The sequence below is a fragment of the Methylobacterium guangdongense genome (assembly GCF_038442355.1).
Taxonomy (GTDB): domain Bacteria; phylum Pseudomonadota; class Alphaproteobacteria; order Rhizobiales; family Beijerinckiaceae; genus Methylobacterium; species Methylobacterium guangdongense.
On the sequence record NZ_JBBXMX010000013.1, the window covers coordinates 86,029 to 112,890 of the forward strand.

25 protein-coding genes are annotated in these 26,862 nt (G+C 69.4%); 12 read left to right on the forward strand and 13 right to left on the reverse strand.

Going from position 1 to position 26,862, the window contains the following annotated elements:
- Nucleotides 1-15 precede the first annotated feature (15 nt).
- The gene (locus AAHG09_RS21900) at nt 16-2,046 is read right to left on the reverse strand and encodes a protein meaA (protein WP_412760073.1); all 2,031 of its coding nucleotides are present in this window, start codon (nt 2,044-2,046) and stop codon (nt 16-18) included.
- Nucleotides 2,047-2,495: 449 nt separating this feature from the next.
- Between AAHG09_RS21900 and ccrA the strand changes: the two genes are divergently transcribed.
- Both ccrA and AAHG09_RS21910 read left to right on the forward strand, forming a co-directional pair.
- Nucleotides 2,496-3,782, forward strand: a complete 1,287-nt coding sequence (gene ccrA, locus AAHG09_RS21905; protein ID WP_342109610.1) for a crotonyl-CoA carboxylase/reductase — start codon at nt 2,496-2,498, stop codon at nt 3,780-3,782.
- Between the two features lie 172 nt (nt 3,783-3,954).
- Nucleotides 3,955-4,254, forward strand: a complete 300-nt coding sequence (locus AAHG09_RS21910; RefSeq protein WP_342109694.1) for an alkylphosphonate utilization protein — start codon at nt 3,955-3,957, stop codon at nt 4,252-4,254.
- Between the two features lie 279 nt (nt 4,255-4,533).
- Here AAHG09_RS21910 and AAHG09_RS21915 read toward each other — a convergent pair whose 3' ends face one another.
- The 3 genes from AAHG09_RS21915 to AAHG09_RS21925 form a co-directional block, all read right to left on the reverse strand.
- Nucleotides 4,534-4,734, reverse strand: coding sequence for a hypothetical protein (locus AAHG09_RS21915; protein WP_342109611.1), 201 nt, complete (start codon nt 4,732-4,734; stop codon nt 4,534-4,536).
- A gap of 68 nt (nt 4,735-4,802) precedes the next feature.
- The gene (locus tag AAHG09_RS21920; protein ID WP_342109612.1) at nt 4,803-6,122 is read right to left on the reverse strand and encodes an MFS transporter; all 1,320 of its coding nucleotides are present in this window, start codon (nt 6,120-6,122) and stop codon (nt 4,803-4,805) included.
- A gap of 444 nt (nt 6,123-6,566) precedes the next feature.
- Entirely contained in the window at nt 6,567-7,127 is a 561-nt protein-coding gene (locus AAHG09_RS21925) for a cupin domain-containing protein (RefSeq protein WP_342109613.1), read from the reverse strand.
- A 166-nt stretch (nt 7,128-7,293) separates the two neighbouring features.
- Here AAHG09_RS21925 and aptA point away from each other — a divergent pair, with 166 nt between their 5' ends.
- Together aptA and AAHG09_RS21935 are read left to right on the forward strand one after the other, a co-directional pair.
- Nucleotides 7,294-8,628 carry an omega-aminotransferase AptA gene (aptA, locus tag AAHG09_RS21930; RefSeq protein WP_342109614.1) on the forward strand — a complete coding sequence of 445 codons (1,335 nt, stop codon included), beginning with the start codon at nt 7,294-7,296 and terminating at the stop codon, nt 8,626-8,628.
- Between the two features lie 260 nt (nt 8,629-8,888).
- Nucleotides 8,889-9,950, forward strand: a complete 1,062-nt coding sequence (locus AAHG09_RS21935) for an SDR family oxidoreductase (protein WP_342109615.1) — start codon at nt 8,889-8,891, stop codon at nt 9,948-9,950.
- A gap of 214 nt (nt 9,951-10,164) precedes the next feature.
- On the opposite strand, the gene AAHG09_RS21940 is transcribed toward AAHG09_RS21935, so the two are convergent.
- Nucleotides 10,165-11,457, reverse strand: a complete 1,293-nt coding sequence (locus AAHG09_RS21940) for an ArgE/DapE family deacylase (protein WP_342109616.1) — start codon at nt 11,455-11,457, stop codon at nt 10,165-10,167.
- Between the two features lie 230 nt (nt 11,458-11,687).
- Here AAHG09_RS21940 and AAHG09_RS21945 point away from each other — a divergent pair, with 230 nt between their 5' ends.
- The 3 genes from AAHG09_RS21945 to AAHG09_RS21955 all read left to right on the forward strand — a co-directional run bounded on the left by AAHG09_RS21945 (nt 11,688) and on the right by AAHG09_RS21955 (nt 13,511).
- A complete protein-coding gene (locus AAHG09_RS21945; RefSeq protein ID WP_342109617.1) occupies nt 11,688-12,308 on the forward strand; it encodes a L,D-transpeptidase in 621 nt (206 codons plus the stop codon).
- Between the two features lie 175 nt (nt 12,309-12,483).
- Complete coding sequence (locus AAHG09_RS21950) at nt 12,484-12,969, forward strand: SRPBCC family protein (RefSeq protein ID WP_342109619.1); 486 nt, start codon at nt 12,484-12,486, stop codon at nt 12,967-12,969.
- 197 nt (nt 12,970-13,166) lie between these two features.
- Nucleotides 13,167-13,511 (forward strand): hypothetical protein, encoded by a 345-nt coding sequence (locus AAHG09_RS21955; RefSeq protein ID WP_342109621.1) that lies wholly within the window; start codon nt 13,167-13,169, stop codon nt 13,509-13,511.
- 211 nt (nt 13,512-13,722) lie between these two features.
- Here AAHG09_RS21955 and fdhE read toward each other — a convergent pair whose 3' ends face one another.
- From fdhE to AAHG09_RS21980, 5 genes are all read right to left on the reverse strand, one after another.
- The gene (gene fdhE, locus AAHG09_RS21960) at nt 13,723-14,718 is read right to left on the reverse strand and encodes a formate dehydrogenase accessory protein FdhE (RefSeq protein ID WP_342109622.1); all 996 of its coding nucleotides are present in this window, start codon (nt 14,716-14,718) and stop codon (nt 13,723-13,725) included.
- Nucleotides 14,719-14,721: 3 nt separating this feature from the next.
- A complete protein-coding gene (locus AAHG09_RS21965; RefSeq protein ID WP_342109623.1) occupies nt 14,722-15,444 on the reverse strand; it encodes a formate dehydrogenase subunit gamma in 723 nt (240 codons plus the stop codon).
- 315 nt (nt 15,445-15,759) lie between these two features.
- Nucleotides 15,760-16,692, reverse strand: a complete 933-nt coding sequence (gene fdxH, locus AAHG09_RS21970) for a formate dehydrogenase subunit beta (protein ID WP_342109624.1) — start codon at nt 16,690-16,692, stop codon at nt 15,760-15,762.
- A gap of 15 nt (nt 16,693-16,707) precedes the next feature.
- Nucleotides 16,708-19,788 (reverse strand): formate dehydrogenase-N subunit alpha, encoded by a 3,081-nt coding sequence (gene fdnG / locus AAHG09_RS21975; protein WP_342109625.1) that lies wholly within the window; start codon nt 19,786-19,788, stop codon nt 16,708-16,710.
- Nucleotides 19,789-19,954: 166 nt separating this feature from the next.
- Nucleotides 19,955-20,296, reverse strand: coding sequence for a hypothetical protein (locus AAHG09_RS21980; protein WP_342109626.1), 342 nt, complete (start codon nt 20,294-20,296; stop codon nt 19,955-19,957).
- 189 nt (nt 20,297-20,485) lie between these two features.
- Between AAHG09_RS21980 and AAHG09_RS21985 the strand changes: the two genes are divergently transcribed.
- The 5 genes from AAHG09_RS21985 (at nt 20,486) to AAHG09_RS22005 (ending at nt 24,854) form a co-directional block, all read left to right on the forward strand.
- Entirely contained in the window at nt 20,486-20,671 is a 186-nt protein-coding gene (locus AAHG09_RS21985; protein ID WP_342109627.1) for a hypothetical protein, read from the forward strand.
- 352 nt (nt 20,672-21,023) lie between these two features.
- The gene (locus AAHG09_RS21990) at nt 21,024-22,061 is read left to right on the forward strand and encodes a sulfate ABC transporter substrate-binding protein (protein ID WP_342109628.1); all 1,038 of its coding nucleotides are present in this window, start codon (nt 21,024-21,026) and stop codon (nt 22,059-22,061) included.
- A 10-nt stretch (nt 22,062-22,071) separates the two neighbouring features.
- The gene (cysT, locus tag AAHG09_RS21995) at nt 22,072-22,926 is read left to right on the forward strand and encodes a sulfate ABC transporter permease subunit CysT (protein ID WP_342109629.1); all 855 of its coding nucleotides are present in this window, start codon (nt 22,072-22,074) and stop codon (nt 22,924-22,926) included.
- Nucleotides 22,919-23,800: a sulfate ABC transporter permease subunit CysW gene (gene cysW / locus AAHG09_RS22000; protein ID WP_342109630.1), complete on the forward strand. Its 882-nt coding sequence runs from the start codon at nt 22,919-22,921 to the stop codon at nt 23,798-23,800. The genes cysT and cysW overlap by 8 nt, the downstream gene beginning before the upstream one ends.
- A gap of 70 nt (nt 23,801-23,870) precedes the next feature.
- The gene (locus AAHG09_RS22005; RefSeq protein ID WP_412760074.1) at nt 23,871-24,854 is read left to right on the forward strand and encodes a sulfate/molybdate ABC transporter ATP-binding protein; all 984 of its coding nucleotides are present in this window, start codon (nt 23,871-23,873) and stop codon (nt 24,852-24,854) included.
- Nucleotides 24,855-24,890: 36 nt separating this feature from the next.
- On the opposite strand, the gene AAHG09_RS22010 is transcribed toward AAHG09_RS22005, so the two are convergent.
- The 3 genes from AAHG09_RS22010 to AAHG09_RS22020 all read right to left on the reverse strand — a co-directional run bounded on the left by AAHG09_RS22010 (nt 24,891) and on the right by AAHG09_RS22020 (nt 26,788).
- Entirely contained in the window at nt 24,891-25,382 is a 492-nt protein-coding gene (locus AAHG09_RS22010; RefSeq protein ID WP_342109631.1) for a ribonuclease toxin HepT-like protein, read from the reverse strand.
- Nucleotides 25,379-25,723 (reverse strand): nucleotidyltransferase family protein, encoded by a 345-nt coding sequence (locus AAHG09_RS22015; RefSeq protein WP_342109632.1) that lies wholly within the window; start codon nt 25,721-25,723, stop codon nt 25,379-25,381. Before AAHG09_RS22015 ends, AAHG09_RS22010 begins: the two co-directional genes overlap by 4 nt.
- A 162-nt stretch (nt 25,724-25,885) precedes the next feature.
- Complete coding sequence (locus AAHG09_RS22020) at nt 25,886-26,788, reverse strand: LysR substrate-binding domain-containing protein (protein ID WP_342109633.1); 903 nt, start codon at nt 26,786-26,788, stop codon at nt 25,886-25,888.
- Nucleotides 26,789-26,862 lie beyond the last annotated feature (74 nt).

Consider the following 26,862-nt stretch of genomic DNA (forward strand, 5'->3'; position numbering starts at 1 on the left):
CCCTGTGGACCCCGCTCAGTACACGGCGTCGCGCTTCGGCGGCGCCTCGGCCGGGGCGAGATTCCGCTCCACCACCTTGGCGAGCCCGACCATGATCTGGTCGATGGCGTAATCCTTCGGCGTGTAGACGGCGCGCACGCCCATGTTCTTCAGGACCAGCTCGTCCTCGGGCGAGATGATGCCGCCGACCACCACCGGGATGTGGTCGAGCCCCGCCTCCCGCATCTTGGCCCGGACCTCGCGCACCAGCGGCACGTGGCTCCCCGACAGGATCGACAGGCCGACCACGTGGGCGCCGGTCTCCTTGGCCTTGGCGACGATCTCGGCCGGGGTCTGGCGGATGCCGTCGTAGGTGACGTCGAAGCCGACATCCCGGGCGCGCAGGGCGATCTGCTCTGCGCCGTTGGAATGCCCGTCGAGGCCGGGCTTGCCGACCACGAGCTTGGGCGTCTCGCCGAGCCGCTCGCCGAGATCGGCGATCAGGAGCTTCGCCTCCTCGGCGGCCCCGGACGAGACCGTCTCGAGGGTGACGCCCGTGGGCGCCCGGTACTCGCCGAACACCGTCCGCAGGCGCGCGCCCCACTCGCCGGTGGTGACGCCGGCCTTCGCGGCCTCGATCGAGGGCGGCATGATGTTGGCGCCCGAGCGCGCCGCCTGCTCCAGGGCGTCGAGGGCCTGGCCCACGGCCCCCTCGTCGCGGCGGCTGCGCCATTCGCGGATGCGGCCCTGCGCCTCCATCTCCACCGTCTCGGAGACGGAGAAGATCGCCCCCTCCCCGGCGGTGAGCGGCGAGGGCTCGCCCTGCTGCCACTTGTTGACGCCGACCACGATCTGCTCGCCGGCCTCGATGGCCGAGATGCGCCGGGCGTTCGACTCGACCAGCGCGCGCTTGAGCGCCCCGGTCTCGACCGCCGCCACCGCACCGCCGATGCCGCCGATCCGCTCCAGCTCGGCCCGGGTCTGCGCCTTCAGCGCCTCGACCTTGGCGTCGATCACGTGGCTGCCGTCGAAGATGTCGTCGTATTCCAGAAGGTCGGTCTCGAAGGCCAGGATCTGCTGCATCCGCATGGACCATTGCTGGTCCCAGGGCCGCGGCAGGCCCAGCGCCTCGTTCCAGGCCGGCAGCTGCACGGCGCGGGCGCGGGCGCGCTTCGAGAGCGTCACCGCCAGCATCTCGATCAGGATGCGGTGGACGTTGTTCTCAGGCTGCTGTTCCGTCAATCCGAGGCTGTTGACCTGAACGCCATAGCGAAAAATGCGCTTCTTCGGGTCGTCGATGCCGTAGCGCTCCTGGGCGATCTCGTCCCAGAGTTCCGAGAACGCCCGCATCTTGCAGATCTCGGTGACGAACCGCAGGCCGGCGTTCACGAAGAACGAGATCCGGCCGAACACGTCGGAGAAACTCGCGGCGTCGAATTCGGGGTCGTCCCGCACCGTGTCGAGCACCGCGATCGCGATGGCCAGCGCGTAGGACAGCTCCTGGACCGGCGTCGCCCCCGCCTCCTGCAGGTGGTAGGAGCAGACGTTCATCGGGTTCCACTTCGGCACGTTCTTCGTGGTGAAGAGGATCACGTCCTTGGTGAGCCGTAAGCTGGGCGCGGGCGGGAACACGTAGGTGCCGCGCGACAGGTATTCCTTGATGATGTCGTTCTGGGTCGTGCCCTGGAGGGCGGCGAGCGGCGCGCCCTGCTCCTCGGCCACCGCCAGATAGAGCGCCAGCAGCCAGGGGGCGGTGGCGTTGATCGTCATGGAGGTGTTCATCTGGGCGAGCGGGATGTCCTGGAACAGGGTCCGCATGTCGCCGAGATGCGCGATCGAGACGCCGACCTTGCCGACCTCGCCGCGCGACAGCTCGTGGTCGGGATCGTAGCCCGTCTGGGTCGGCAGATCGAAGGCCACCGACAGGCCGGTCTGGCCCTTGGCGAGGTTGCCGCGATAGAGCTTGTTCGACTCCGTTGCGGTGGAGTGGCCCGCATAGGTGCGGATGATCCAGGGCTTGTCGCGGCTAGACTTGTCGCTCCGGGTCTCCGCGGCGCTCGCGCCCATCCTGGCCTCCATCTGATCTTTGTATCCGCGCGCGCGGCGCAGCCTTGCCGCCACCGTAGCGAAGGCTTGGGCACGCGTCATCCGCGACGGAAGTGCAAGAGGCCCCCGCGCGGCACCGGGGAGCTTTAAAAAACTTGTGCGCCGCGACAGCGGGATTTGAGGGAGGCGGCCGGAGGGCGCCCGATCGCTGGTATAAAGTCCACCTGACGCCTGCCGCGCCGCGCGCAAGGTCTCGGGGCCGGTGCTGGCCGCGGGCGCGCGGAATAATACTTGGTCTCCTGGAAAGCCGAATTTGAATACGTGGACGCTGCCCCTGTGCGGGCGGCGTCTTTACGTCGAAATCCTCTGGGTTTGGACTTTCGACCCACTTGGAGGCCTTTCGCAACGCCGCTATAGCGCGAGGGAGAACCGCGGCCTTCAAGAACCACGCGGGACGAGAGGAGAGCGAGATGGCGGCGAGCGCTGCGGTCGGTCCGACGGGCGGGGAGGTCAAGGACCTCTACGAGATGGGTGAGATCCCGCCGCTCGGCCACGTGCCGGCCAAGATGTATGCCTGGGCGATCCGGCGCGAGCGCCACGGGCCCCCGGAGCAGTCCCACCAGCTCGAGGTGCTGCCGGTCTGGGAGATCGGCGACGACGAGGTGCTGGTCTACGTCATGGCCGCCGGCGTCAACTACAACGGCGTCTGGGCCGGCCTCGGCGAGCCGATCTCGCCGTTCGACGTCCACAAGGGCGAGTACCACATCGCGGGCTCCGACGCCTCCGGCATCGTCTGGAAGGTCGGCTCCAAGGTGAAGCGCTGGAAGGTCGGCGACGAGGTCATCGTCCACTGCAACCGCGACGACGGCGACGACGAAGAGTGCAACGGCGGCGACCCGATGCTCTCGCCCTCGCAGCGCATCTGGGGCTACGAGACCGGGGACGGCTCCTTCGCGCAGTTCTGCCGGGTGCAGTCGCGCCAGCTGATGGCGCGGCCCAAGCACCTCACCTGGGAGGAGGCGGCCTGCTACACGCTGACGCTGGCCACCGCCTACCGCATGCTGTTCGGCCACGCGCCCCACACGGTGAAGCCGGGCCAGAACGTGCTGATCTGGGGGGCCTCGGGCGGCCTCGGCGTGTTCGGCGTGCAGCTCTGCGCGGCGTCCGGCGCCAACGCCATCGCGGTGATCTCGGACGAGTCGAAGCGCGACTACGTGATGAGCCTCGGTGCCAAGGGCGTGATCAACCGCAAGGACTTCGACTGCTGGGGCCAACTCCCGAAGGTGAACTCGCCGGAGTTCCACGCCTGGACCAAGGAGGCGCGCAAGTTCGGCAAGGCGATCTGGGACATCACCGGCAAGCAGGATGTCGACATCGTGTTCGAGCATCCCGGCGAGGCGACCTTCCCGGTCTCGGCGCTGGTGGTGAAGCGCGGCGGCATGGTGGTGTTCTGCGCCGGCACGACCGGCTTCAACATCACCTTCGACGCCCGCTACGTCTGGATGCGGCAGAAGCGGATCCAGGGCTCGCACTTCGCCCACCTCAAGCAGGCCTCGGCGGCGAACCAGTTCGTGCTCGACCGGCGGATCGACCCCTGCATGAGCGAGGTCTTCCCCTGGGACAAGATCCCCCAGGCCCACACCAAGATGTGGAAGAACCAGCACCCGCCGGGCAACATGGCCTGCCTGGTCAACTCGCCCCGCGCCGGTTTGCGGACCGTCGAGGACGTGATCGAGGCCGGGCCGCTCAAGCGGTAAGGCCCGGTCCGCACCCCCCTCCCCGGCCCCGCCCTCGCGCGGGGCCGGCCCGATCGGCTAAGCTCGGCCGTCCCCCGCCGAATCGGTTGCCGGTTCGGTGTGGCGGGATGCGCGGATGCGGGCCCGAGAGATCCTGACGGACCCGGCCCGATCCGAACCGGGGGTTTGGGATTTGACGGGCGACGACGAGACTTACGTGTACGACGAGGCGACCGGCGAGTGGCTCCCGCCGGGACAGGCCTCGGCGGCGCCGGCCCGGGCCGAGGTCCGCGACGCCTCGGGCAACCTGCTCGCCGACGGCGATTCGGTCACGCTGATCAAGGACCTGAAGGTCAAGGGCGCGAACCAGACCCTGAAGCAGGGCACGGTGATCCGGTCGATCCGCCTGACGGACGATCCCGAGGAGATCGATTGCCGCCACGACACCATCAAGGGCTTGGTCCTGCGCACGGAGTTCGTGCGCAAGCGCTGATCTCTTCTGGGCGAACCGCGCTGTTCACGTGACGACGCGCTGGCGGGGATCGTGTTGACCAGGGCTCCGACCTGTCCGCGTAAAGCGCGCCCTTTCCCGGACGCCTGGAACGCAGTGGAAGGTGATCCGGGATCCAGCACATGGAGCGCCGCGCCAGCGGCACAGGTTGTTTCAGTCGGACGCTGCGCGATGTCTTGCGCTGGATCCCGAGTCGCATTCCGCTCTCGCTGCATGCGCCCGGGAAAAGGGCGGTGCCCCGATGAGATCCCTCATGGGCGCTCAGACCCGCAGGTCGACGCTCAGACCCTGGCCGGGGGGCGCCGGCGGCCCGGCGTTCGCCGCGTTCTGGGCGCCCTCCGCCACGAGGCCGGCCACGGCCTTGTCGGCCGCGAGCTGCTGCCGGGCGATGGCGACGCCGATCTGCTGGTTCTGGGCCGCGCCCAGCATCTGGACGGCGGCGGCGACGGAGACGGGATCCATGCGCGGAGGCTAGACCGCCCGCCTGAATCCGGTGTTACCCGGATCCGCGGCTTTCGAGCGATCCGCCCTCACCCGTCCAGAAAGCCGCGCTGGCGCGCCCGGTAGCCGCCAATCAGCGTCACGCAGACGAAGGACACGCCCGCCAGCACCGTGCCGAACACGGCGATCGGCCACCAATGGCCCTGGAACCGCTCGGCCAGCACCGTTCCGACGATCGGCGTCAGGCCGCCGGCGAGGGCGCCGCAGAACTGGTAGGCAATGGAGATCGCCGAGTAGCGCACCCGGGCCGGGAAGGCGCCCGCGAGGTAGCCGGCGATCACCGCGTAGAAGGTCGCGCTGCCGATCACGTTGAGGGCGAGGCCCAGCACGATCAGCGGCACCGACTTGGTCTCCACCAGCCAGAACAGCGGATAGGGCGCCAGCATCGCCCAGACCAGCGTGCCCTGCAGGAACAGCCGCTCGTTGCGGATCAGCTCCGCGATCCGGGCGCCCACGGGGGTCATGATCAGCTGCACCACGGCGCCGATCAGCAGGGCGTCGAGGATCGTGGCCCGCGCGATGCCCAGATACTGCGTCGTGAACGCGATCATGAAGGTGTTGAACAGGTAGACCGAGGCGATCGCGAAGGTGTTGGCGCCGGCCGCCAGCAGGACCGGCCGGAGGTGGGTCGTCAGCACCTCGCGCACGGGGGCCGGCGGCGGGCCGCCCGCGGCCCGGGTCTTCTCGAAGGCCGGCGATTCCGCGACGCCGAGGCGGATCGCGAGGCCCACGGCGAGCAGCAGGATGCTCACCAGGAACGGCACCCGCCAGCCCCAGCTCAGAAAACTCTCCTTGTCGAGGAGGCCGGCCAGCCGGAAGGCCAGGAGCGACAGGATCTGCCCGGCGGGGCTGCCGAGCTGCGCGAAGGAGGCGAAGAAGGTGTTGCGCCCGGCGGGCGCGTGCTCGGCGGCCATCAGCACCGCCCCGCCCCACTCACCGCCGACCGCGAGCCCCTGGATCAGCCGAAGGACGACCAGCATCACCGGCGCCCAGAGGCCGACCGACGCGTAGGTCGGCAGCAGGCCGATCCCCGAGGTGGCGATGCCCATCATGATGAGTGTCGCCACGAGGGCCCGCTTGCGCCCGAACCGGTCGCCGAGATGCCCGAAGATCAGGCCGCCGAGCGGCCGGGCCAGGAAGCCCACCGCGAAGGTGCCGAAGGCCGAGAGCGTCGCGATGTAGGGGGATTCCGCCGTGAAGAAGAGCGGCCCGAACACCAGGGCCGCCGCCGTGCCGTAGATGAAGAAGTCGTACCACTCGATCGTGGTGCCCACGAAGGCCGCGAGCGCCGCCCGGGCGGACTGGTTCTGTCCGGGCTTGCCGGCCGGGCTTGCGGTCGTGACGGCCATCGATCCTCGCGCGGCATTATGCATTCAGACGCCACCCTGCATGCGCCCGTCGGGCGGGTGACCGCAACGCCTGCGTGCGACAGGGTGGGTGTTTCATTGGGATGCGCGCCCGAACCGTCTCCGCGTTTGAGGGTAGTGCTGGTTTCACCCATTGCGCATGGAGGAGGGGAGCGAAGAGACCCGCGTCCCTCCCTCCCCCGCAGCGGCTGGTCGAATCACGCTTCGCTACCCCACACTCAACCATCTCAGAACAAAACGCTTTTCCCTCCCCCTTGCGGGGAGGGGCCAGGGGTGGGGGTGGTGCAGGATCGAGCGTGACGGTACCTTCTGCACCACCCCCACCTCCAACTCCTCCCCGCAAGGGGGAGGAGAGAGCGCCCCGGCCCGCGAAGTGTGCATCCGGTAGCCTGCAGAGGGGGGAGAGAGACGCCCATCGCTGGCGCCTTAAAAACTCGGCGGCGTGCAGGCGCTCACCACCTCGCACGGGTGGGGCCCGACGCAGCGGAACCGGTGCGGGCGGCGGCTGTCGAAGCTGTAGGCGTCGCCGGGGCCGAGGATCCGGCGCTCGGCATCCACCGTGACCTCCAGGCGGCCGGAGAGCACGATCCCGCCCTCCTCCCCCTCGTGGGAGAGCGGCACCCGGCCGGTATCGGCGCCGGGCTCGTAGCGCTCCTTGAGGATCTGGAGGTTGCGCCCGAACAGGCTGTCGCCGACCTGCCGGTACGAGATCGCCCCCTTGGCGGCGCGCCGGCCGATCTCGGTGAGTTCCTCGGCGGCGAAGAACGCCTTGCGCTCCGGCTCCGGCTCCAGGGCGAAGAACTCGGCCATACCGATCGGCACCCCGTCGAGGATCCGCTTCAGCGCCCCCACCGAGGGGTTCACCCGGTTGGCCTCGATCAGCGAGATCGCGGAATTCGTCACCCCGGCGCGCTTGGCGAGCGTCCGCTGCGACAGGCCGTGGCGCGCGCGTACGAAGCGCAGGCGGGCGCCGACATCGATGCTCATCCGGGCACGCCCCGTTTCAGGTGTTGCGGATCCCGCAACGGTGCCACCCGCGGCCCCGATCCTGCAAGGGCTTGGCGGCGATCAGAAAAGGACTTGTTGCCCGATCCGCGAAGGTGTCCCCTGGTCCCGCCGCCCGATCCGCGCCCCCCGCCCCGGAGAACCGCCCATGACCGACCATCCGCTCCGCAACACGCCCGCGATGGACGCCTTCTGGATGCCGTTCACGGCCAACCGCCAGTTCAAGGCGGCGCCGCGCCTGCTCGTGTCGGCCGAGGGCATGCACTACACCGCCGACGACGGCCGCAAGATCCTCGACGGCTCCGCGGGCCTCTGGTGCGTCAATGCCGGCCACGGCCGCCGGGGCATCGCGGCGGCGGTGGAGCGCCAGCTCGCCACCCTCGATTTCGCCCCGACCTTCCAGATGGGCCACCCCATCGCGTTCGAGTTCGCCGAGCGGCTGGCCGAGATCGCCCCGGGCGGTCCGGACAAGCGCCTCGACCGGGTGTTCTTCACCAATTCCGGCTCGGAATCGGTCGACACCGCCCTCAAGATCGCCCTCGCCTACCAGCGGGCGATCGGCCAGGGCACGCGGACCCGGCTTATCGGCCGCGAGCGCGGCTATCACGGCGTCGGCTTCGGCGGCCTGTCGGTCGGCGGCATCGTGTCGAACCGGCGGGTCTTCCCGACCCTCAATGGCACCGACCACCTGCGCCACACCCACGACCCGGCCCGCAACGCCTTCGTGAAGGGCCAGCCCGAGCACGGGGCGGAACTCGCCGAGGATCTGGAGCGGCTGGTCGCGCTCCACGGGGCGGAGACCATCGCGGCCTGCATCGTCGAGCCGGTGGCGGGCTCGACCGGCGTGCTGATCCCGCCGAAGGGCTACCTGGAGCGCCTGCGCGAGATCTGCACCAAGCACGGCATCCTGCTGATCTTCGACGAGGTGATCTCGGGCTTCGGTCGCCTGGGCGCGCCCTTCGCCACCGACTATTTCGGCGTCGTCCCCGACCTCGTGACCAGCGCCAAGGGCCTGACCAACGGCACGGTGCCGATGGGTGCGGTCTTCGCGAGCCGGGCGGTCCACGACGCGCTGATGCAGGGCCCGGACGGGATCGAGCTGTTCCACGGCTACACCTATTCCGGCCACCCGATCGCCTGCGCGGCCGGCCTCGCGACGCTGGACATCTACCGGGAGGAGGGTCTCCTCACCCGCGTCGCCGATATCGCGGACGACTGGGCCGCGGCGATGCACGACCTGCGCGGGCGCAAGGGCGTCATCGACATCCGCACCCTCGGGCTGGTGGCCGGCATCGAGCTGGCGCCGCGTCCGGACGCGCCGGGCAAGCGCGCCTACGACGTGTTCGTGGATTGCTTCGAGCGCGGCCTGCTCACCCGGGTGACCGGCGACATCATCGCGCTCTCGCCGCCGCTGATCATCGAGCGCAGCCAGATCGGCGAGATCGTGGACGTGCTGGGCGCAGCGATCGACCGGGTCGCCTGAGGGCTTTGGACCCGGGTTTCCAAAGGGCTTCAGCCCTTTGGTGAATTGTCAGGGCGAAGGTCTGACCGTCTCGGGCAAAGCCCGACACCGGGCAAAGCCCGACACCAGGGCTCCGCCCTGGACCCGCGAAAGGTCTCGACCTTTCGAAACCATGACGTGAGCCTGCCGCATAGGTGCCTGCCCTACACGGTGGGGTTGTCGCGATGCCACCCGGGCCCACCTGCCTCGGACCCGGGTTTTGGCCGGGCACGAGGAAGTTTATGTCGAACACCGCTCTGATCGTCGGCGCCAGCGGGATCGTCGGCAGCGCCACCGCGGCGCTGCTCAGCCAGGAGGGCTGGCGGGTCGCGGGCCTCGCGCGTCACCCGGTGCAGCAGGACGGCGTCGCGCCGGTGGCCGGCGACCTGCAGGATCCGGCCTCCCTGGAGCGGGCGTTGGCCGACCTCGCCCCGAGCCACGTCTTCCTCGCCACTTGGCAGCGGCGCCCGACCGAGGCGGAGATGATCCGCGTCAACCGGGCCATGATCGAGAACCTGCTCGACGCGCTTCGCCCCAAGAAGAGCGTCCGCCACGTCGCCCTGGTGACCGGGCTGAAGCACTATCTCGGCCCGTTCGAGGCCTACGGCAAAGGCACCCTGCCGCAGACGCCGTTCCGCGAGGACCAGGGCCGGCTCGACATCGAGAATTTCTATTACGCTCAAGAAGATGCGGTGTTCGCCGCCGCCGACCGCGACGGCTTCACCTGGAGCGTCCACCGCCCGCACACGATCATCGGCAAGGCGGTGGGCAACGCCATGAACATGGGCACGACGCTGGCCTGCTACGCCACCCTGTGCCGGGAGCTGGGGCGCCCGTTCCTCTTCCCGGGCTCGGCCGCCCAGTGGAACGGCCTCACCGACATGACCGACGCGCGGCTCCTCGCCCGCCAGCTGCTGTGGGCGTCGACAGAGCCCAAGGCCGCCAACGAGGCGTTCAACGTCGTGAACGGCGACGTCTTCCGCTGGAGCTGGATGTGGGGCCGGATCGCCGCGTGGTTCGGGATCGAGCCGGTGCCGTTCGACGGTACGCACCGGCCCCTGGAGCCCCGGATGGCGCAGGACGACCCGGCCTGGGCGGAGATCGCGCAGCGCTACGGGCTGGCAGAGCCGAACCTCAAGAAGCTGGCCTCCCCCTGGCACACGGATGCGGATCTCGGCCGGCCGATCGAGGTCGTGACCGACATGAGCAAGAGCCGGCGGCTCGGCTTCACGGCCTACCAGCCGACCGACGACGCGTTCTACGATCTGTTCGCCCAGCTGCGCGCGGACCGGCTGATCCCCTGAGGTACCGCGAGCGGGATATCGCGCCTCGGTGCCTTTCGAGCACAACATGCCCCCTCTCCCGTGCGGGAGAGGGTTGGGGTGAGGGACGAGAAGGTTCAGGACCGAGCACACCGTCGACGCGCTGGCCGGGCTCGCCCCGTCCTGAAAGACCTGATCCCTCACCCTGTCCCTCTCCCGCACGGGAGAGGGGACCTGCGCCAAGCCCCGGTCGACGTCACCCGGCCCTGCGCTCGGTCCCGCACCACTCGGCCACGAACAGCGCCATGGTGGTGGTGATGCGCTTCACCGAGGCCAGGCTCACCCGCTCGTCGAAGCCGTGGATGTTCTGGGAGGTCGGGCCGTAGCAGAGGGCCGGCACCCGGTCGTAGAGGGCGTGGACCCGGGTATCGAGATAGCCCGCCGTCATGAAGCTCTGGAGTGGTGCGCCGATCGCCCGCTCGTGGGCGCGGCCGAGCACGGCCTCGGCCTCGGAGCCTTCCTCCAGCACGTAGCCCTCGGCGAAGAAGCCGTTGAACACCACCCGCGGCGGGCTGTTGGCCAGGAACGGGTCGGTGCGGGAAAAGCTGGTCACCGCGGCCTCGATCTCGGCGGCGGCCTGCGCGGCGGTCACGCCTGGATAGAGCGCGATGCGACAGTCGATCCGGCACCAGGCCGGGACCGAGGAGGCCCAGTCGCCGCCCTCGATCTTGCCGATGTTGAGGTTGATCGGGTGATCCTCGGCCTCGAAATGCGGGTGCGATGCCTTCTCGGCGTTCCAGCGGGCCTCTATCTCGCGCAACGCGCCGATCACCCGATAGGTGGCGTCGATCGCGTTGGCGCCCGCCCCCATCTCGCGGACATGGACCGGCACGCCCCGGACCTCGACGGTGAACCACAGCACGCCGGTATTGGCGCGCACGAGCTTCTCGTCCTCCGGCTCGGGGATCAGCACGGCGTCCGCCCGGTAGCCGCGCAGATGGGTCATCAGGGCGCCGTTGCCGGTAGATTCTTCCTCGACCACCGATTGCACCGTCACCGAGGACGCCGGCTGGAGGCCGAGGCGGGCGAGTGCGTCGAGGGCGAACAGGTTGGCGGCGTGCCCGGCCTTCATGTCGCCGGCGCCGCGGCCATACATCCAGTCGCCCTGGATCACCGGATCGAATGGCCGATGGGTCCAGAGGTCGAGGGGGCCGGGCGGCACCACGTCGACATGGGCCTGCAGGATCAGCGAGCGCCCGGTCTCGGTGCCGGGCCGGTGGTGGCAGACGACGATCGGCGCGTCCGAATGGTGCGTGGCGTCGATCTTCGAGCCGCCGGGATGGGCTGCGATGGCGTCCCGGTCCATGGCGAAGCGCTCGGTGGCGTAGCCGCGGGCGCGGAACTGCTCGAACACGTAATCCTGGCAGGCATGCTCCTCGCCCCGCACGGAGGCGAACCGGACCAGGGCCTGCGTATGGGCGACCTGATCGGCAAACCCCTCCGCCACGGAGGCTTCGATCTCGGCGGCGAGGGTGGGGTCGAGGGCCATGGGAACTCCGAACCAAGTCTGACCCGGAGGAGGCGCCCGGGCCCGGGCCGCTGTCAACCGGCGGTCGGCGGCAGCACGGTTCGTGCCGGCGCGACATCCATGGGCTCGATCGCGCCGGCCGGGCGCTCCGCGAAGCGTGACTGCGCAGGGGTGGAATCCGCCGGAACCTTGGCGTTGCCAAAGGCTTGGCGTGTCGGCAAACCATCGCGGTTTCGCAGGCGGAGTGGCACATGCGTATCGGTCTGGTCTCGGTCCTGTCCGGCCTGCTCGTGTGGGCCGCCGTCCCGGCTTCGGCCTCCGCGGACGTGCTGATCAATGTCGACAAGAGCGCGCAGCGCATGGAGGTCACGGTCGACGGGCAGCCGCGCTATTCCTGGCCCGTCTCGACCGGCGTCGAGAGCCACGACACCCCCTCCGGGTCCTTCCGCCCGTTCCGGATGGAGCGCACCCACTTCTCGAAGGAGTGGGACGATGCGCCGATGCCCTTCGCGATGTTCTTCACCAACCAGGGCCATGCCATCCACGGCACCAACCATGTCCGCAACCTGGGGCGGGCCGCGTCGCATGGCTGCGTGCGCCTGTCGGTGCGCAACGCCGCGACCCTGTTCAACCTCGTGAAGGCCGAGGGCATGGGCCGGACCCGGGTGGTGATCGAGGGGGCCGACATGCCGGTGGCCGATGGCGGGCGCGGCGGGATCCGCCTCGCCCGCCATCGCAGCCCCTACGGCGACTCGCTGCAGGCGGATGGCGACCAGATGGGCCGCCGGTCGTCGGCCTCTTACCGCCCGGCCTATGTGCCGGCCCCCGCCTACGGTTATCCGGCCGATACGGACGCGATGGACGGCTGGTAGGCCAGCCCGCCGCCCGGCGTCTGCGCCCCACGCGGCACAGGTCGCGTCCGCGGGAAACGTCACGCGCCGCGGGTCCCGCCCATTGCCGGGGCGGTCGTGCCGACTTAGCTCCACCGCGGCCACAGAGCCCGCGCGGCCCCTGCCGCGACCCGACACGGACGGAGACACCCCCGAGATGCCTTTCGCTTTCTGCCGGTCCCTCCCCCTCGCCGCCCTGGCGCTCGCCGCGGCCACGGTGCCGGGCTACGCCCTGGACGTGACGCGCACGGCCGACATCGCCGCGCCCCCGGCCAAGGTCTGGCAGACGATCGGCGAGTTCTGCGGCATCGGCGACTGGCACCCGGCCATCGAGAAATGCGCCCTGTCCGACAAGGACGGCATGAAGGTCCGCACCCTCAGCCTCAAGGGCGGCGGCACCATCAAGGAGGAGCAGGTCTCCCGGGACGACAAGGTGATGAGCTACACCTACACGATCCTGGAAAGCCCCCTGCCGGTCTCGGACTACAAGTCGACCCTCTCGGTCGCCCCCGAGGGCTCCGGCTCGAAGGTGACGTGGACCGGGACGTTCAACGCCAAGGGCGCCCCCGACACGGTCGCAGTCGACGCGGTCCAGGGCATCTACGATTCCGGCCTGAAGGCGCTGGCCGACAAGGCGAAGTAGCCGCTCACGATCCGGCGCGCGCCGTTCAACCGAGAATGATGGCAGCGCGCGCCAACCCGCTCCCGTGACAGCGGAATTCGGCAGGATCGGTGTCCGGCGTCCCGCGTCCCACGCGGGCAGAGCGTGTCGCGGCGGCGATTGATCCACTGCCAAGCTCGGCTCACAAACCGGGCGGCGCAGCCCCGCGCCGCAACAGGATGATCGCCGTGCCCGCGTCCCGTCTTCCGATGCGCCTCAGCCTCGCCGCCCTCGCCGTCGCGGCGCTGGCGGCCTGCCAGCAGCGTGCCACCCCGGCGGTCATGGAGCCCGCGCCCGTCATCCCGGCACCCCTGGCCCTGCCGACCGGCAGCGGCTGCGGCCCCGAGATCGCGCGCACCAAGGCGATCGTCGACAGCGACGTCGCCACCGGCAACCTCAACAAGCCCGTGGGCGACCGCTTCAATGCCGACCTCGCCCACGCCGCCGCGGAGTGTTCGGCCGGCAAGTCGGGCGAGGCGCTGCACCTGCTCGCCGCCGCCAAGAGCCGCTACGGCTACCGCTGAGCGCGGAGGTTTCCGGTTTCGCCGCCGTCGGGGATCGTGCCTTCGATCCTCGATGCTCGTCCAACCCACCCCCCTCATTCTGAGGTGCCGCAGCGACCGGAGGCCTCGAAGGAGCCCTCAGGGATCGCGCGGCCGGCCGGACACATCCTTCGCGGTCCGCGTCGCGGTCACCTCAGGCTGAGGCGGCCGGATGGGACAGGCGTAGCCCGGTCTAGATCACGAACAGCAGGTTCAGCCCGGCGCGCCGGAACCCTTCCTCGGCGATCTTGAGGTCGAGCCCGTAGGACGCGATGTCGTCCGCCACCGGGTCGAGACTCGGCGCCCGGTGCTGGTGCAGGTGCTTGATGTAGCTGTGGCAGGTCGTGCAGGTCTCGACCTGGACGTCCTTTGAGACCTCGTCGAGGCCGTAATAGCTGATCCCCTCGCCGGAGCCGCAGGCGGTGCAGCGGATCCGGACGTGGTTCCAGTAGGTGCCGCACAGCGAGCAGCTGAGGTAGCGGGCCTTGTCGGCCGGGGTCCAGCCGACCACGACGCTCGCCACAGGCGCGCCGCCGCAGCAGGGGCAGACGCCGTCGGCCACCGGCTTCAGGATCTTGCTGTCGAGCCGCGCCGCCTGCTCGGCGAGGCGGACCTGCAGGGCCGCCGAGACGAACACGCATTCGGCGATCCGGTCCACCGGCAGCGCCCCCTCGAACACCTGCAGGGCGAGGTCGAGACGGTCCTCCCGGGAGGCCGCGCGCAGGGACTCGCGCGCCGCCGCGGAGGCCTCGGGCGCGGTCGCGAGATTCACGGCGTCGAGCAACGCCAGCAGGCTGTCGTCGAAGCCCGGATCGGCCTCCAGGCTGTGCCGGGACAGGGGCGGCATCCCGTGCTCGCTCCGCAGCGCCAGATCGGCGCCGTCCGGCGGCGGCGGGAGCGCCACCTGGGCCTGGATCGCGGCCTGAGCGCGGGCGACCTCGGCGACGAACCGGAGATAGGCCTCCAGCGGGTGCCCGGGGGCGGCCTCGTCCAGACGGGCCGCACGGTCGGCGAACAGGGTCGTGGGGTCCGGCAGGCGCACGAACGGCACCGAGCCGGAAATCCCGATCTTGTCGGGATCGGGCTTCAGCTCGTTGAAGTCCCGGCGGCGGGGCTTCGGCGCCTCGGCTTGCGTCGGGGTGTTGTCCGCGGCCGGAGCCGCGGGTTTACGCTTGAAGAAATTGGCCACCAATCAGGATCCGCGCTTGTCCACCGAGCCGTGGCGCGCCTTGCCGCCGGCGATCTGCCGGAACCACTTGCGGTGATGCCGGTAGGCCCAGCCGCCCGTCACCGTGCCGCGGACCATCGCCCGGCCGGTGCCGCGCACCCAGATGCCGGCATAGATGTGCACCACGATGATCGCGATGGCGATCACGGCGGCGAGCGAGTGCGCCAGCAGCGCCCAGCGCTGGGTCTCGATCGAGGTGAAGCCGCCGAAATAGGTGTTCCAGATCACGAGGCCGGTGACGAACATCACGCCGATCAGCGCGGTCTGGCCCCAGAACACGCCCTTCTGGCCGGCATTGTACTTGCCGAGTTCCGGAAGCCGGTCCTCGCGGTTGGTGACCACGTCGCCGATGTGCTTCGTCCACTCGACATCGTCCTTGTTGGGGATGTTGAGCTTCCAGAAGCGGACGAACAGGAAGAAGAAGCTGACCGCCAGCGCCACGCCGAACCACGGGTGGATCGCCCGGGTCGCCTGCCCGCCGCCGAACAGGCCGGTGAGCGAGAACAGGTAGGGCGTGAACATCGCCAGACCCGAAAGGGTCAGCAGGGTGAACAGGATCGCGGTGATCCAATGGTTCACGCGCTGCACGCCCGTGTAGCGCGGGACGTACAGCACCTCCGGCGCCTCGGACTTGGCGTGGTGCAGGGGGCGGGAATCGCCGTCGCGGATATCGCTGTGGATCGTCATCGGCCTTCACCTGCCTGATGCGGCGCCGGCCCTGCGCCTCGGCGGAGGGGGCTCTGAAATTCAGGATAGGGCCTCTGGGCCCCGCCGTCTTCGGTTATCCGATCCCGCCCGTTTCCGAAGGGATCGCGGGTCCCCTCTCCCGTGCGGGAGAGGGACAGGGTGAGGGATGAGGACGATCCGGAGAAGGCGCAACCCGATCCCACGTCGACGACGTGCTCGATCCTGAACCTTCTCGACCCTCACCCCAACCCTCTCCCGCACGGGAGAGGGGGCGCGTCGCGTTTCCCGGGCCGCATTGGCAGCCCGGGATGCCGATCAATGCGGCCGTGCCTCGTCGCCGGTCTCCCGGCGCTTGGCCTCGTCGTACTCGACCGCCTCTTCCTCTTCCTCGGGCACGACCTCATTGGGGCCGGCCGTCACGTAGTGGAAGAAGCCCGCCACCGCGGCGAAGCCCATCGCGGCGAGACCGAACACCTTGGCCCCGCCCTTCCAGAAGGCGACGAGCGGCGAGATCTTCGGGTCGTTCGGCAGGCCCGCGTAGAGGCTCGGCTGGTCGGCATGGTGCAGCACGTACATGACGTGCGTCCCGCCGACGCCGGCCGGGTCGTAGAGCCCGGCATGCGCGAAGCCCCGCGACTTCAGATCCTCGACGCGGGTCTCAGCCTGCTCGATCATGGCCTGCTTGGTGCCGAACATGATCGAGCCGGTCGGGCAGGCCTTGGCGCAGGCCGGGGCCTGACCCACCGCCACCCGGTCCGAGCACAGGGTGCACTTGTACGCCTTGTGGTCGGTCTGGCTGATGCGCGGGATGTTGAAGGGGCAACCCTTCACGCAGTAGCCGCAGCCGATGCAGTTCTCCTCGATGAAGTCGACGATGCCGTTGGAGTACTGCACGATCGCGCCCGGCGACGGGCAGGCCTTCAGGCAGCCCGGCTCGGTGCAGTGCATGCAGCCGTCCTTGCGGATCAGCCATTCGAGGTTGTTGGTCTCCGGGTTCTCGTACTCGGTGAACCGCATCAGGGTCCACGACTTCGGCGTGAGGTCGTGGGGGTTCTGGTAGGTGCCCGTGTTGACACCGATGTCGTCGCGCAGGTCGTTCCACTCCTCGCAGGCCGATTGGCAGGCCTTGCAGCCGATGCACTTCGACACGTCGATGAGTTTGGCGACCTCCACCTGGCGGCGGATCTCCGGCGGCGTCTCCGTCGAGGCGGAGCGCTGGCGGATGTCGAGGGAGCTGTAGTCGGCCATTTCCGTGCTCCCCCCTTACGCGACCGCGTCCGACGGAGGCGTGGTCGGCTCGATATTCACGAGCCAGGCCTTGAACTCCGGCGTCTCGGTGTTCGCGTCGCCGACGACGGGCGTCAGCGAGTTCGGGTGCCATCCTTTCTTGGTCAGGCCCATGAAGCCCCAGTGCTGCGGGATGCCGACGACGTGGACGGGCTTGCCGTCGCAGATCAGCGGCTTGATGCGCTTGGTCACCAGGGCCTTGGCCTTGAGCGAGCCGCGCTTCGACCAGACGCGGACCCAGGAGCCCTTGGCGATGCCCTTCTCCTTGGCGAGCTCCTCCGAGATCTCCACGAAGGCCTCCGGCTGGAGGATCGCGTTGATCCGGGCGTGCTTGGTCCAGCCGTGGAAGTGCTCGGTCAGGCGGTAGCTCGTCGCCGCGTAGGGAAAGTCCTTCGCGTCGCCGAGATCGGCCAGATCGTCCTTGAAGATCCGGGACGCGGGCGCGCCCTTGATCCGCGGGAAGGCGAGGTTGGCCACCGGGGACTCGAAGGGCTCGTAATGCGTCGGGAACGGCCCGTCGCGCATGAGACCCCGGGTCCACAGGCGGGCGACGCCCTCCTGGTTGAGGATGAACGGGCCGACGCCCTTATCGGGGGCGACGGTGACGCCGTAGTCCGGCACGTCGAAGCCGATCCACTGCTTGCCGTTCCACTCGATGAGCTTCTTCTTCTCCGACCACGGGCGCCCCTCGGGGTCGCACGAGGCGCGGTTGTAGAGCACGCGCCGGTTGGCCGGCCACGCGAAGGCCCAGTTCGGAGCGATGCCGCGGTCGCCGGGATCCGTATTGTCCCGGCGGGCCATGGTGTTGCCCTTCTCGGTGTAGCAGCCCGAGTAGATCCAGCAGCCGCAGGCCGTGGTCCCGTCGTCCTTGAGCTGCGCGAAGCCGTCGACCTGCTTGCCCGCCGGGATGATGGTCCCGTTGAGGTCCGGGGTCGGCGCCACCGTGTAGCCGTTGAGCTCGCGGGCGAGCTCCGTCGGCGTGGGCGACTCGGCGATCGCGTAATCCCACTTCAGATTGACGATCGCGTCCGGGAACGCCCCGCCGTCCTTCTTGTAGGCGTTGCGGATCCGCAGGAAGATTTCCGACATGATCTCGATGTCGGAGCGGCACTCGCCCGGCGCGTCCTGCGCCTGCCAGTGCCACTGCAGCCAGCGGCTGGAGTTCGAGAGCGAGCCTTCCTCCTCCACGAACAGGGTGGTCGGAAGCTCGAACACCTCGGTCTGGATCTTGGTCGGATCGACGTCGTTGTACTCGCCGTGGTTTTCCCAGAACCGGGCCGTCTCCGTCTTGAGCGGATCCATCACCACGATGAACTTCATCTTGGAGAAGGCTTCCGTCATCTTGGCGCGATTCGGGAACGACATCAGGGGGTTGAAGCCCTGGATGACGTATCCGGTCATCTTGCCCTGCTTGGCGAGCTCGAACCCGCGCAGCACGTCGTAGGTCGGCACGTCGAGCTTGGGCAGGTAATCGTACGCCCAGTCGTTCTCCTTGGTGGCCTTGTCGCCCCACATCGCCTTCTGGAACGAAACGAAGAACTTGTTGTAGTTCTGCCAGTAGCTCGTCTGTCCGGGACGCAGCGGCTTGAACTGCCGCTTGGCGATGTAGCTCGCGTAGTCGGGCTCCTTCTCCACCGGGATGTTGAGATATCCGGGGATCAGGTTCGACATCAGCCCGATATCGGTCAGCCCCTGAATGTTGGAGTGACCGCGCAGCGCCTGCATACCGCCGCCGAGCATGCCGATGTTGCCGAGCAGGGTCTGCACGACGCACATCGAGCGGATGTTCTGCGAACCCTTCGAGTGGTGCGTCCAGCCCAGCGCGTAGAGCGACGCCATGGTGCGCTCGGGCGCGGCCGTCGTCGCCATCAACTCGCAGACCTTCAGGAAGGTCTCCTTGGGCGAGCCGCAGATCTTCTCGACCATCTCGGGGGTGTAGATCGAGACGTGCTTCTTCAGGAGCTGCATCACGCAGCGCGGGTGCTGCATCGTCTCGTCGACCACGGCGTAGCCGTCGGGGCCGATCTCGTAGTCCCAGGTGGTCTTGTCGTAGTCGCGCTTGTCCGCGTCGTAGCCCGTGAACAGCCCGTCCTGGAAGTCGTAGCCCTCCCGGACCACGTACCCGGCGTTGGTGTAGGCGGACACGTAGCGGTGTTGCAGCTTGTCGTTGTCGAGCAGGTACTTGGCCACGCCCGACAGGAACGCGATGTCGGTCCCCTGCCGGATCGGGCAGTAGAGATCGGCCACCGACGCCGTGCGGGTGAAGCGCGGATCGACGACGATCAGCTTGGCATTGTTATGGGCTTTCGCCTCAACGACCCACTTGAAGCCGCAGGGGTGCGCCTCGGCGGCATTGCCGCCCATCACGGTGATCACGTCCGCGTGCTTGATGTCCATCCAGAGGTTGGTCATCGCACCGCGTCCGAAGGAGGGCGCCAAACTGGCGACCGACGGACCGTGTCAAACCCTGGCCTGATTGTCGAAGACCAGGGCCCCCATGCTTCGGACTGTCTTGTAGGTCAGCCACGCCGTCTCGTTGGTGGTGGCCGAGGCCCCGAGGAAGCCCATCGTGGTCCAGCGGTTGACCGTGAGGTCGCCGTTCTTGGCCACGAAGTTCTTGTCCCGGTCCTCCTTCATGAGCTGCGCGATGCGGTCGAGGGCGAAGTCCCAGGACACGCGCTTGAACTCGGAGGAGCCCGGCGCCCGGTGGAGCGGGTACTTGGTGCGGGTCTCGGCATGCACGAAGTCGAGCAGCGCCGAGCCCTTCGGGCAGAGCGTGCCGCGGTTGATCGGGTGATCGGGATCACCCTCGATGTGCATCACCGAGGACCGGGCGTTCTTCGAACGGTCGCCCAGGCTGTACAGGATGACGCCGCACGCCACCGAGCAGTACGGGCAGGTGTTGCGGGTCTCGCGCATCTGCGCGAGCTTGAAGGGCCGCACCGCGGCGGCCATGGCGGGCTCGAGTCCGCCGAACCCGAGTGCGCCCAGCGAGCCGCCCGCGAGGCCGGCACCGGCCCCCTTGAGCAGGCCACGCCTTGAGACCTGGACCGTCATCTCCGCTCCATAAAAGCGATCTGGTATAATTCCAGGGTGTCCCAAAAAAGCGTGCGCGAGGCAAGTGCGGTTGCGTGACACAGATGTGACACGGATGGCCGCTGTGTTTCGGGCGATCCAGTACGTTCGCCCGACTAGTTATCATCCTCTTAGGAAATGATCTTTTTTACTTGCTCGGTGCGGCCGGATTCGTGCCGGACGGGCTCGCGGTGCGGTGGTCGAGGGGCGCCTGAGGCTCGGTCGCGGAGGACCCGCCGGGGTTCGCCTTGGGCACCGGACGGTCGGCATTCTCCTTGATCGACTGGCCGCCGGGGTTCGGCGCATCCTTGGCGGCGGATTCCTCGCGCGGAACGGGCGCCTGGCTCCAGCCGTCCTGCGCGCTCCTGGATTTGTCGCCCATCGCGTCGACGCCCTTGATCTCGCCCGGCTTCGTCTGGGCGAGGCCCGGCGAGGCGGCCGTCGTCACGGCGAGGATGGCCAGGGTCATCAGGGCGATCGAACGGGACACGCGCGGCTCCGGGCAACTTGGGGGTCTCAAGGGCGGGCAACGTGTCCCCCGCGGCGCCAGTTCCGGCCTGCGACAGCCCCGTTCCGGGCCCCACGGCCGGGTGGGCCCGGTCCGGACGGGATGCGCGGTGACGGGTCCTTAACCAAGCCCTGCGACTCTCGTGCAGTACCGCCGCGGGGATGTCCGACCATGCCGAAGCCGCATCCCGAGCGTCCGTCCCCGTCGGAACAGACGCCCGACACACCGCCCCTGGCCGCGGGCATCCGCCGCCATCTCGGCCGGAGCCTGCGCTCCCATTACGCCGAAGCCCTCGCGGCACCGGTCAGCCAGCGGCTGGAGGCCCTCATCGCGCAACTCGCGAAGCCCAAGGGCTGATCGAGAGGGCTGATCGAGGCTGCCATCCAGGGCAGCCCGCTGGCAGCGACGCTCCAGCCACGACGGCTCGAGGGTGCGCCAGCGCACATCAGATCGTTCGTTCTGTAAAACCGCCGGAGACGCTGAGATTCTTCCCCGCACGGCAGCGGCCGGAGAAGATCCATGCATTCCGACTCTATAGGGCGCTGACAGTGCTTGCTTTCTGGCCGGTTCCGCCGATCTTGCGGTGGCCGGCGGGCTCGGCAAGACCACGTCCGCGGCTTGACATCGTTCGATAAAAAGAACGATTTCGCACGCTCTTCGGGGCTTTCCCGCCCCGCGATGGACTGCGACTCGCCGGGGATCGGACGTGATGAAGAACGCTGCCGCGCGAGGGCGAGGTATCCGGGCGATCGGTCTGTCCCTGCTGGCCGGCGCCGGGCTGTGGGCCGGCATCGGGCCGGCCTCCGCCGAGACGGCCCTGCTCAACGTCTCCTACGATCCGACCCGGGAACTCTACCGCGAGATCAACGCCGCCTTCGCCGAGGACTGGAAAACCAAGACCGGCGAGGCGATCACGGTGCGGGCCTCGCATGGCGGTTCGGGCGCGCAGGCGCGCACGGTGATCGACGGGGTCGACGCCGATGTGGTCACCCTCGGCATCCCGTCGGACATCGATGCGATCGCCAAGCTCACGCACAAGATCCCGGAGGATTGGCGCACCAAGCTGCCCAACACGGCGACGCCCTACACCTCGACGGTGGTGTTCCTCGTCCGCAAGGGCAATCCGAAGGGCGTCAAGGACTGGGCCGACCTCGTGAAGCCCGACGTGAAGGTGATCACCCCGAACCCGAAGACCTCGGCGGGCGGGCGCTGGAACTTCCTCGCGGCCTGGGGCTACGCCTACAATCAGGACCAGGATGCCGCCAAGGCCGACGCCTTCGTGGGGCAGGTCTACAGGAACGTGCCGGTGCTCGACACCGGCGCCCGCGGCTCGACCGTGACCTTCGCGCAGCGCGGGCTCGGCGACGTGCTGCCGACCTGGGAGAACGAGGCCTACCTCGTGCTTCAGGAGTTCGGCGCCGACAAGTTCGACATCGTCTCGCCGCCGAGCTCGATCTACGCCGAGCCGCCGGTGGCCCTCGTGGCGGCCAATGCCGAGCGCAAGGGGACGACCAAGGCCGCGCAGGCCTATCTCGACTTCCTCTACGGCGACCGCGCGCAGGCGATCTTCGCCAAGCACCATTACCGGCCGATCAAGCGGGAGGCGGCGGCCCCGGCCGACCTCGCCCAGCTCCCCGAGATCAAGCTGTTCAAGATCGAGGACCTGCAGGGCTCCTGGGACGAGATCCAGAAGCGGAATTTCGACGCTGGCGGTCTGTTCGACCGGCTGAGCCGGGCTGGCCGCTGAGACGCGCGCCATGGTCGAGACCCCCCGTCTGAAACGCACCTTCCGCCGGCCGAGCGTGATCCCGGGTTTCGGGATCAGCTTCGGCTACACGCTGGCCTGCCTCGGTCTGATCGTCCTGCTGCCGCTGGCCGGCCTCGTGGTGAAGGCCTCCGGGCTCGGCCTGTCGGGGATCTGGGAGGTCGCCACCGATCCGCGGGTGGCCAGCGCCCTGCGGATCAGCTTCGGCGTCTCGGCCCTCGCGGCGCTCGTCGCCTCGGCCTTCGGCTTCCTGGTGGCCTGGGTGCTGACCCGCTACCGCTTCCCGGGCCGCAAGCTGGTCGACGCCGCCGTCGACCTGCCCTTCGCGCTGCCGACCGCGGTGGCCGGCATCGCGCTGGCCGCGCTCTACGCGCCGGACGGGCTGCTCGGGGCGCCGCTCGCCCGGCTCGGCATCCAGGCGGCCTACACGCCGGTGGGCATCTTCATCGCCATGGTGTTCATCGGCCTGCCCTTCGCGGTGCGGACCGTGCAGCCGCTGATCGCCGAGATCGACAAGGAGATCGAGGAGGCCTCGGCCACCCTCGGAGCGACGCGCCTCGTCACCCTCACCCGGGTGGTGCTGCCGCCGCTGATCCCGGCGGTGCTCACCGGCTTCGCCCTCGCCTTCGCCCGGGGGGTCGGCGAGTACGGCTCGATCATCTTCATCGCCGGCAACCTGCCCTACGTGTCGGAGATCGCGCCCCTGCTGATCGTCATCAAGCTGTCCGAGTTCGACTACGGCGGCGCGGCGGCCATCGCGACGATCATGCTCGGAATCTCGTTCCTGACGCTGCTCGCCATCAACCTCATCCAGGCCTGGTCACGGCGGCGGTTCGGCTATGTCTGAGATCTTTTCCCCCGCCTTCGTGCCGGCGACCAAGCCGGCCTCGGCCGCCTCCGAGGGGGCGGTCACCCGCGTGGTCCTGATCGGGATCGCGGTGGCGTTCCTGGCCGTGTTCCTGGTCCTGCCGCTCTTCGCGGTGTTCGCCCAGGCCTTCTCGAAGGGGCTCGGCGCCTTCCTGGACGCGTTCCGGGAGCCCGACGCCTGGAGCGCGATCCGCCTGACGCTCACCGTGGCGGCGATCGCGGTGCCGTTCAACGTGGTGTTCGGTCTGGCCGCTTCCTGGGCGATCGCCAAGTTCGAGTTCCCCGGCAAGGCGCTGCTGATCACCTTGATCGACCTGCCGTTCTCGGTCTCGCCGGTGGTCTCCGGCCTGATCTACGTGCTGCTGTTCGGCTCCCAGGGCCTGTTCGGCACCTGGCTGATCAACCACGGCGTCCAGATCCTGTTCGCCCTGCCCGGCATCGTGCTGGCGACGGTGTTCGTGACCTTCCCGTTCGTCGCCCGCGAGCTGATCCCGCTGATGCAGGAGCAGGGCACCGCGGAGGAGGAGGCCGCGCTGACGCTCGGCGCCTCGGGCCTGCACGCGTTCCGCACGGTGACGCTGCCCAATATCCGCTGGGGCCTGCTCTACAGCGTGCTCCTCTGCAATGCCCGGGCGATGGGCGAATTCGGAGCGGTGTCGGTGGTGTCGGGCCACATCCGCGGCCTGACCAACACCATCCCACTCCACGTGGAGATCCTCTACAATGAGTACAACTTCGTCGCCGCATTCGCGGTCGCTTCGCTCCTCGCCGTCCTTGCCCTCATCACCCTCGTCCTCAAATCCGTCCTCGAATGGCGCTTCGCCGGCGAACTCGCGCACGGCCGGGCGCACTGACGGCGCCCTGGATCGCCCCTCCACGGCGATCCGGGTCGAGAACGTCTCGAAGACCTTCGACACGGCGGCGGTGCTGCACGACCTGTCCCTCGACGTGCGGGCGGGCGAGCTGATCGGCCTGCTCGGCCCCTCGGGCTCGGGCAAGACGACGCTCCTGCGGATCATCGCCGGGCTCGACGCGCCGGACCGGGGCCGGATCCTGTTCGGCGACGACGACGCCACCGGGCTGGCCGTGCAGGAGCGGGCGGTGGGCTTCGTGTTCCAGCACTACGCCCTGTTCAAGCACATGAGCGTGGCCGACAACATCGCCTACGGGCTGAACGCGCGCCGCCGCGCCGACCGTCCGGCCAAGGCCGAGATCAAGCGCCGGGTCGGCGACCTTCTCGACCTGATCCGGCTCTCGGGCTTCGGCGACCGCTACCCGTCCCAGCTCTCCGGCGGCCAGCGGCAGCGGGTGGCGCTGGCACGCGCGCTGGCGGTCGAGCCGCGGGTGCTGCTCCTCGACGAGCCCTTCGGGGCGCTGGACGCCCAGGTGCGCAAGGACCTGCGCCGCTGGCTGCGCGAGATCCACGACCGGACCGGCCAGACCACGATCTTCGTGACCCACGATCAGGACGAGGCGCTGGAGCTGTCCGACCGGGTGGCGGTGCTGGATCGCGGCCGCCTGGAGCAGGTCGGTACGCCGGACGAGGTGCAGGAGAACCCGGCCTCCGCCACGGTGATGAAGTTCCTGGGCGATTCCGTCGAGGTCGAGGCGATCGCCGAGGGTGGCCGGGTGCGGGTGCGCGGGCGGGAGACGCCGGTCGTCGCGCCGGCCGGCACGATCGGCCCGGTCAAGCTTTACGTCCGCCCCTGGCAGCTGCAGCTCGCCGAGCCCGAATCCGCGCACCTGTCCGGCACCGTGCGCAGCTCGTACCGGACGCAAGGCCGCCAGCGGATCGAGGTGGCCGACGCGGAGGGGCGGGTGCTGGCGGTGGAGGATTCCGACGGCGTCCGCTACGCCGCCGGGCACCCGGTGGGGCTGCGGATCAACGGGGGGCACGTGTTCGGGTGAGGGAACACCCCGGGTGCGGGAGGTCGCGAGACCTCGTCAACCGGCGGTCGACGGGGGATCGATCTGGTCCCTAAAGGCGCGGATGCTGGGTTCGAGCGAGTCCGCCAGCCGGCGGGCGGCGGCGATCGACGGCGCGGCCGGGTCGGGCTGGAAGCTGTCGTAGTCGTGGGCGGCCCGGTGGCGAAACCGCCGCGCCTCATCGGCATCGGCCGCAGCCTCGGATGTGAGGATCGCTGGCCGGCTCCGATCGGGCAGCCTCACGGGGCGAGAGACGCGGCGCACGAGATCCGCGTGGGCGTTCGGACCGGTGGGAGCCTCTTCGCCCAGGATGTCGAGGATGCGGTGGAGGGCGCCTTCCAGCGCGGTGTAGCCGGCCTGCATCGCATGCTGAAGGCCCATCCGCGCCCGATAACCGTCGAGGTCGGGCTCGTCGAAGCCGCCCGCATCGTACAGGCGGGCGGTATTGCGGAAATGGCGGGTCGCCGCCGCGAGATCGTCTTCGACATCGAGCCAGCGCGTATCCGTCACGGCAGGTGTAGCCCGGTGGCCTCGACGCGCGCCGCGAACGCGGGTTTCGTCGTCGCCTGATCGAACGGGTCCAGCGCGAGGCCGTGCTCGGCGGACAGGTTTTCGAGAAAATCCCACGCCGCCCGCCGCCCGGCGTCGGGAAAGTCGATCATCACGTCGAGGTCGCTGTCGTGACCCATGCGACCCGTAACGAAGGACCCGAACACGACGAACCGGCCGCCCTCGCGGCTCGCGTAGTCCCGCATCCGGGCCACCATCGCATCGGCGGCTCGGATGCGCCGGGCGCGCTCGGCCTCCTTGCGCATGGGAACCGTGACGGGGGGTGGATCGGTGATCGACATCGCAAGACCCAGGCTGCCCTGTCCCGATGGCTTCCGAACGGAATCACGACGACCGCCACGCCGGCAGTCGTTTCTGATCCGACCCGCATCCGGCGCGGTTGCGGCTCTAGGGTCGGCATGCGTTCAGGTGATGCCGGATAAGCGTCCCCAAAGCGGGCCGCATCACCGCACGCTGTTCCTGAGCCAGTCGCGCACGGCGCGGATGTCGGCGCAGGCCATGGTCTCGGGGGTCGCGGCCACGTGGTAGGTCTCGCCCGGGATCACCGGGCCGAACGGGTGAACGAGCAGGCCCGCCTCGATTTCGGGCGCCGCAAGCACGAGGCTGGCCACGACGACGCCGTGGCCCGCGACCGCCGCCTGAAGGCCGTGGCCGTCGTCGGTGAGGCGCGGCCCCGCATCGACCGCGAGGCCGGTCAGGCCCGCCAGCCGTGCCCAGCGCCGCCAGTCGGGCGCGAGGCTCGGCTGTGTCCAGTCCACGTGCAGCAGCGTGGCGCGCCTCAAGTCCTCCGGGACGGACAGGCCGAGGCTCGGCGCGCACAGGACGCCGAACCGCTCGGACAGGAGCGGTTCCGAGACCAATCCGGGAAAAGGCCCTGCCCCGTAACGGACGGCGATATCCGCGACACCCCCGTCGAGTTCGACCAATGCGTCCGACGCGTGCAGCCGCAGATCGAAGCTCGGATGCTGCGCGCGGAACGCACCCAGCGCCGGCAGCAGGCGGCGCGCCGTGAACAAGGTCGTGGCGGTCAGCGTCACCGCCTTGCGGCCCGTCTGCGGGGACAGGTCGGCGAGGCCGCGTTCGAAGGCATCGAAGCCGTCGCGCAGGGCCGGATAGAGCCACTGGCCGGCCGCGGTCAGGGCCACGCGCCGGACCGCGCGGACGAACAGGGCCAGGCCCAAGGTCGCTTCGAGAAGCCGGATCTGATGGCTGATCGCGGTCGGCGTCACCCCGAGTTCGGCGGCGGCCCGGCGGAAGCTGAGATGGCGCGCGGCCGCCTCGAAGGCCCGCAGGGCCGCCAGGGGCGGCAGCCGGCGGCGCCGCAGGGATGAAGGAGACTCAGCCATCGGGTGAGCAATGCGCGTTCGTCAGCAGGGCTTTGATGGACGATGGTCCAGTCGCCAGCAACAGAGTCGATGAG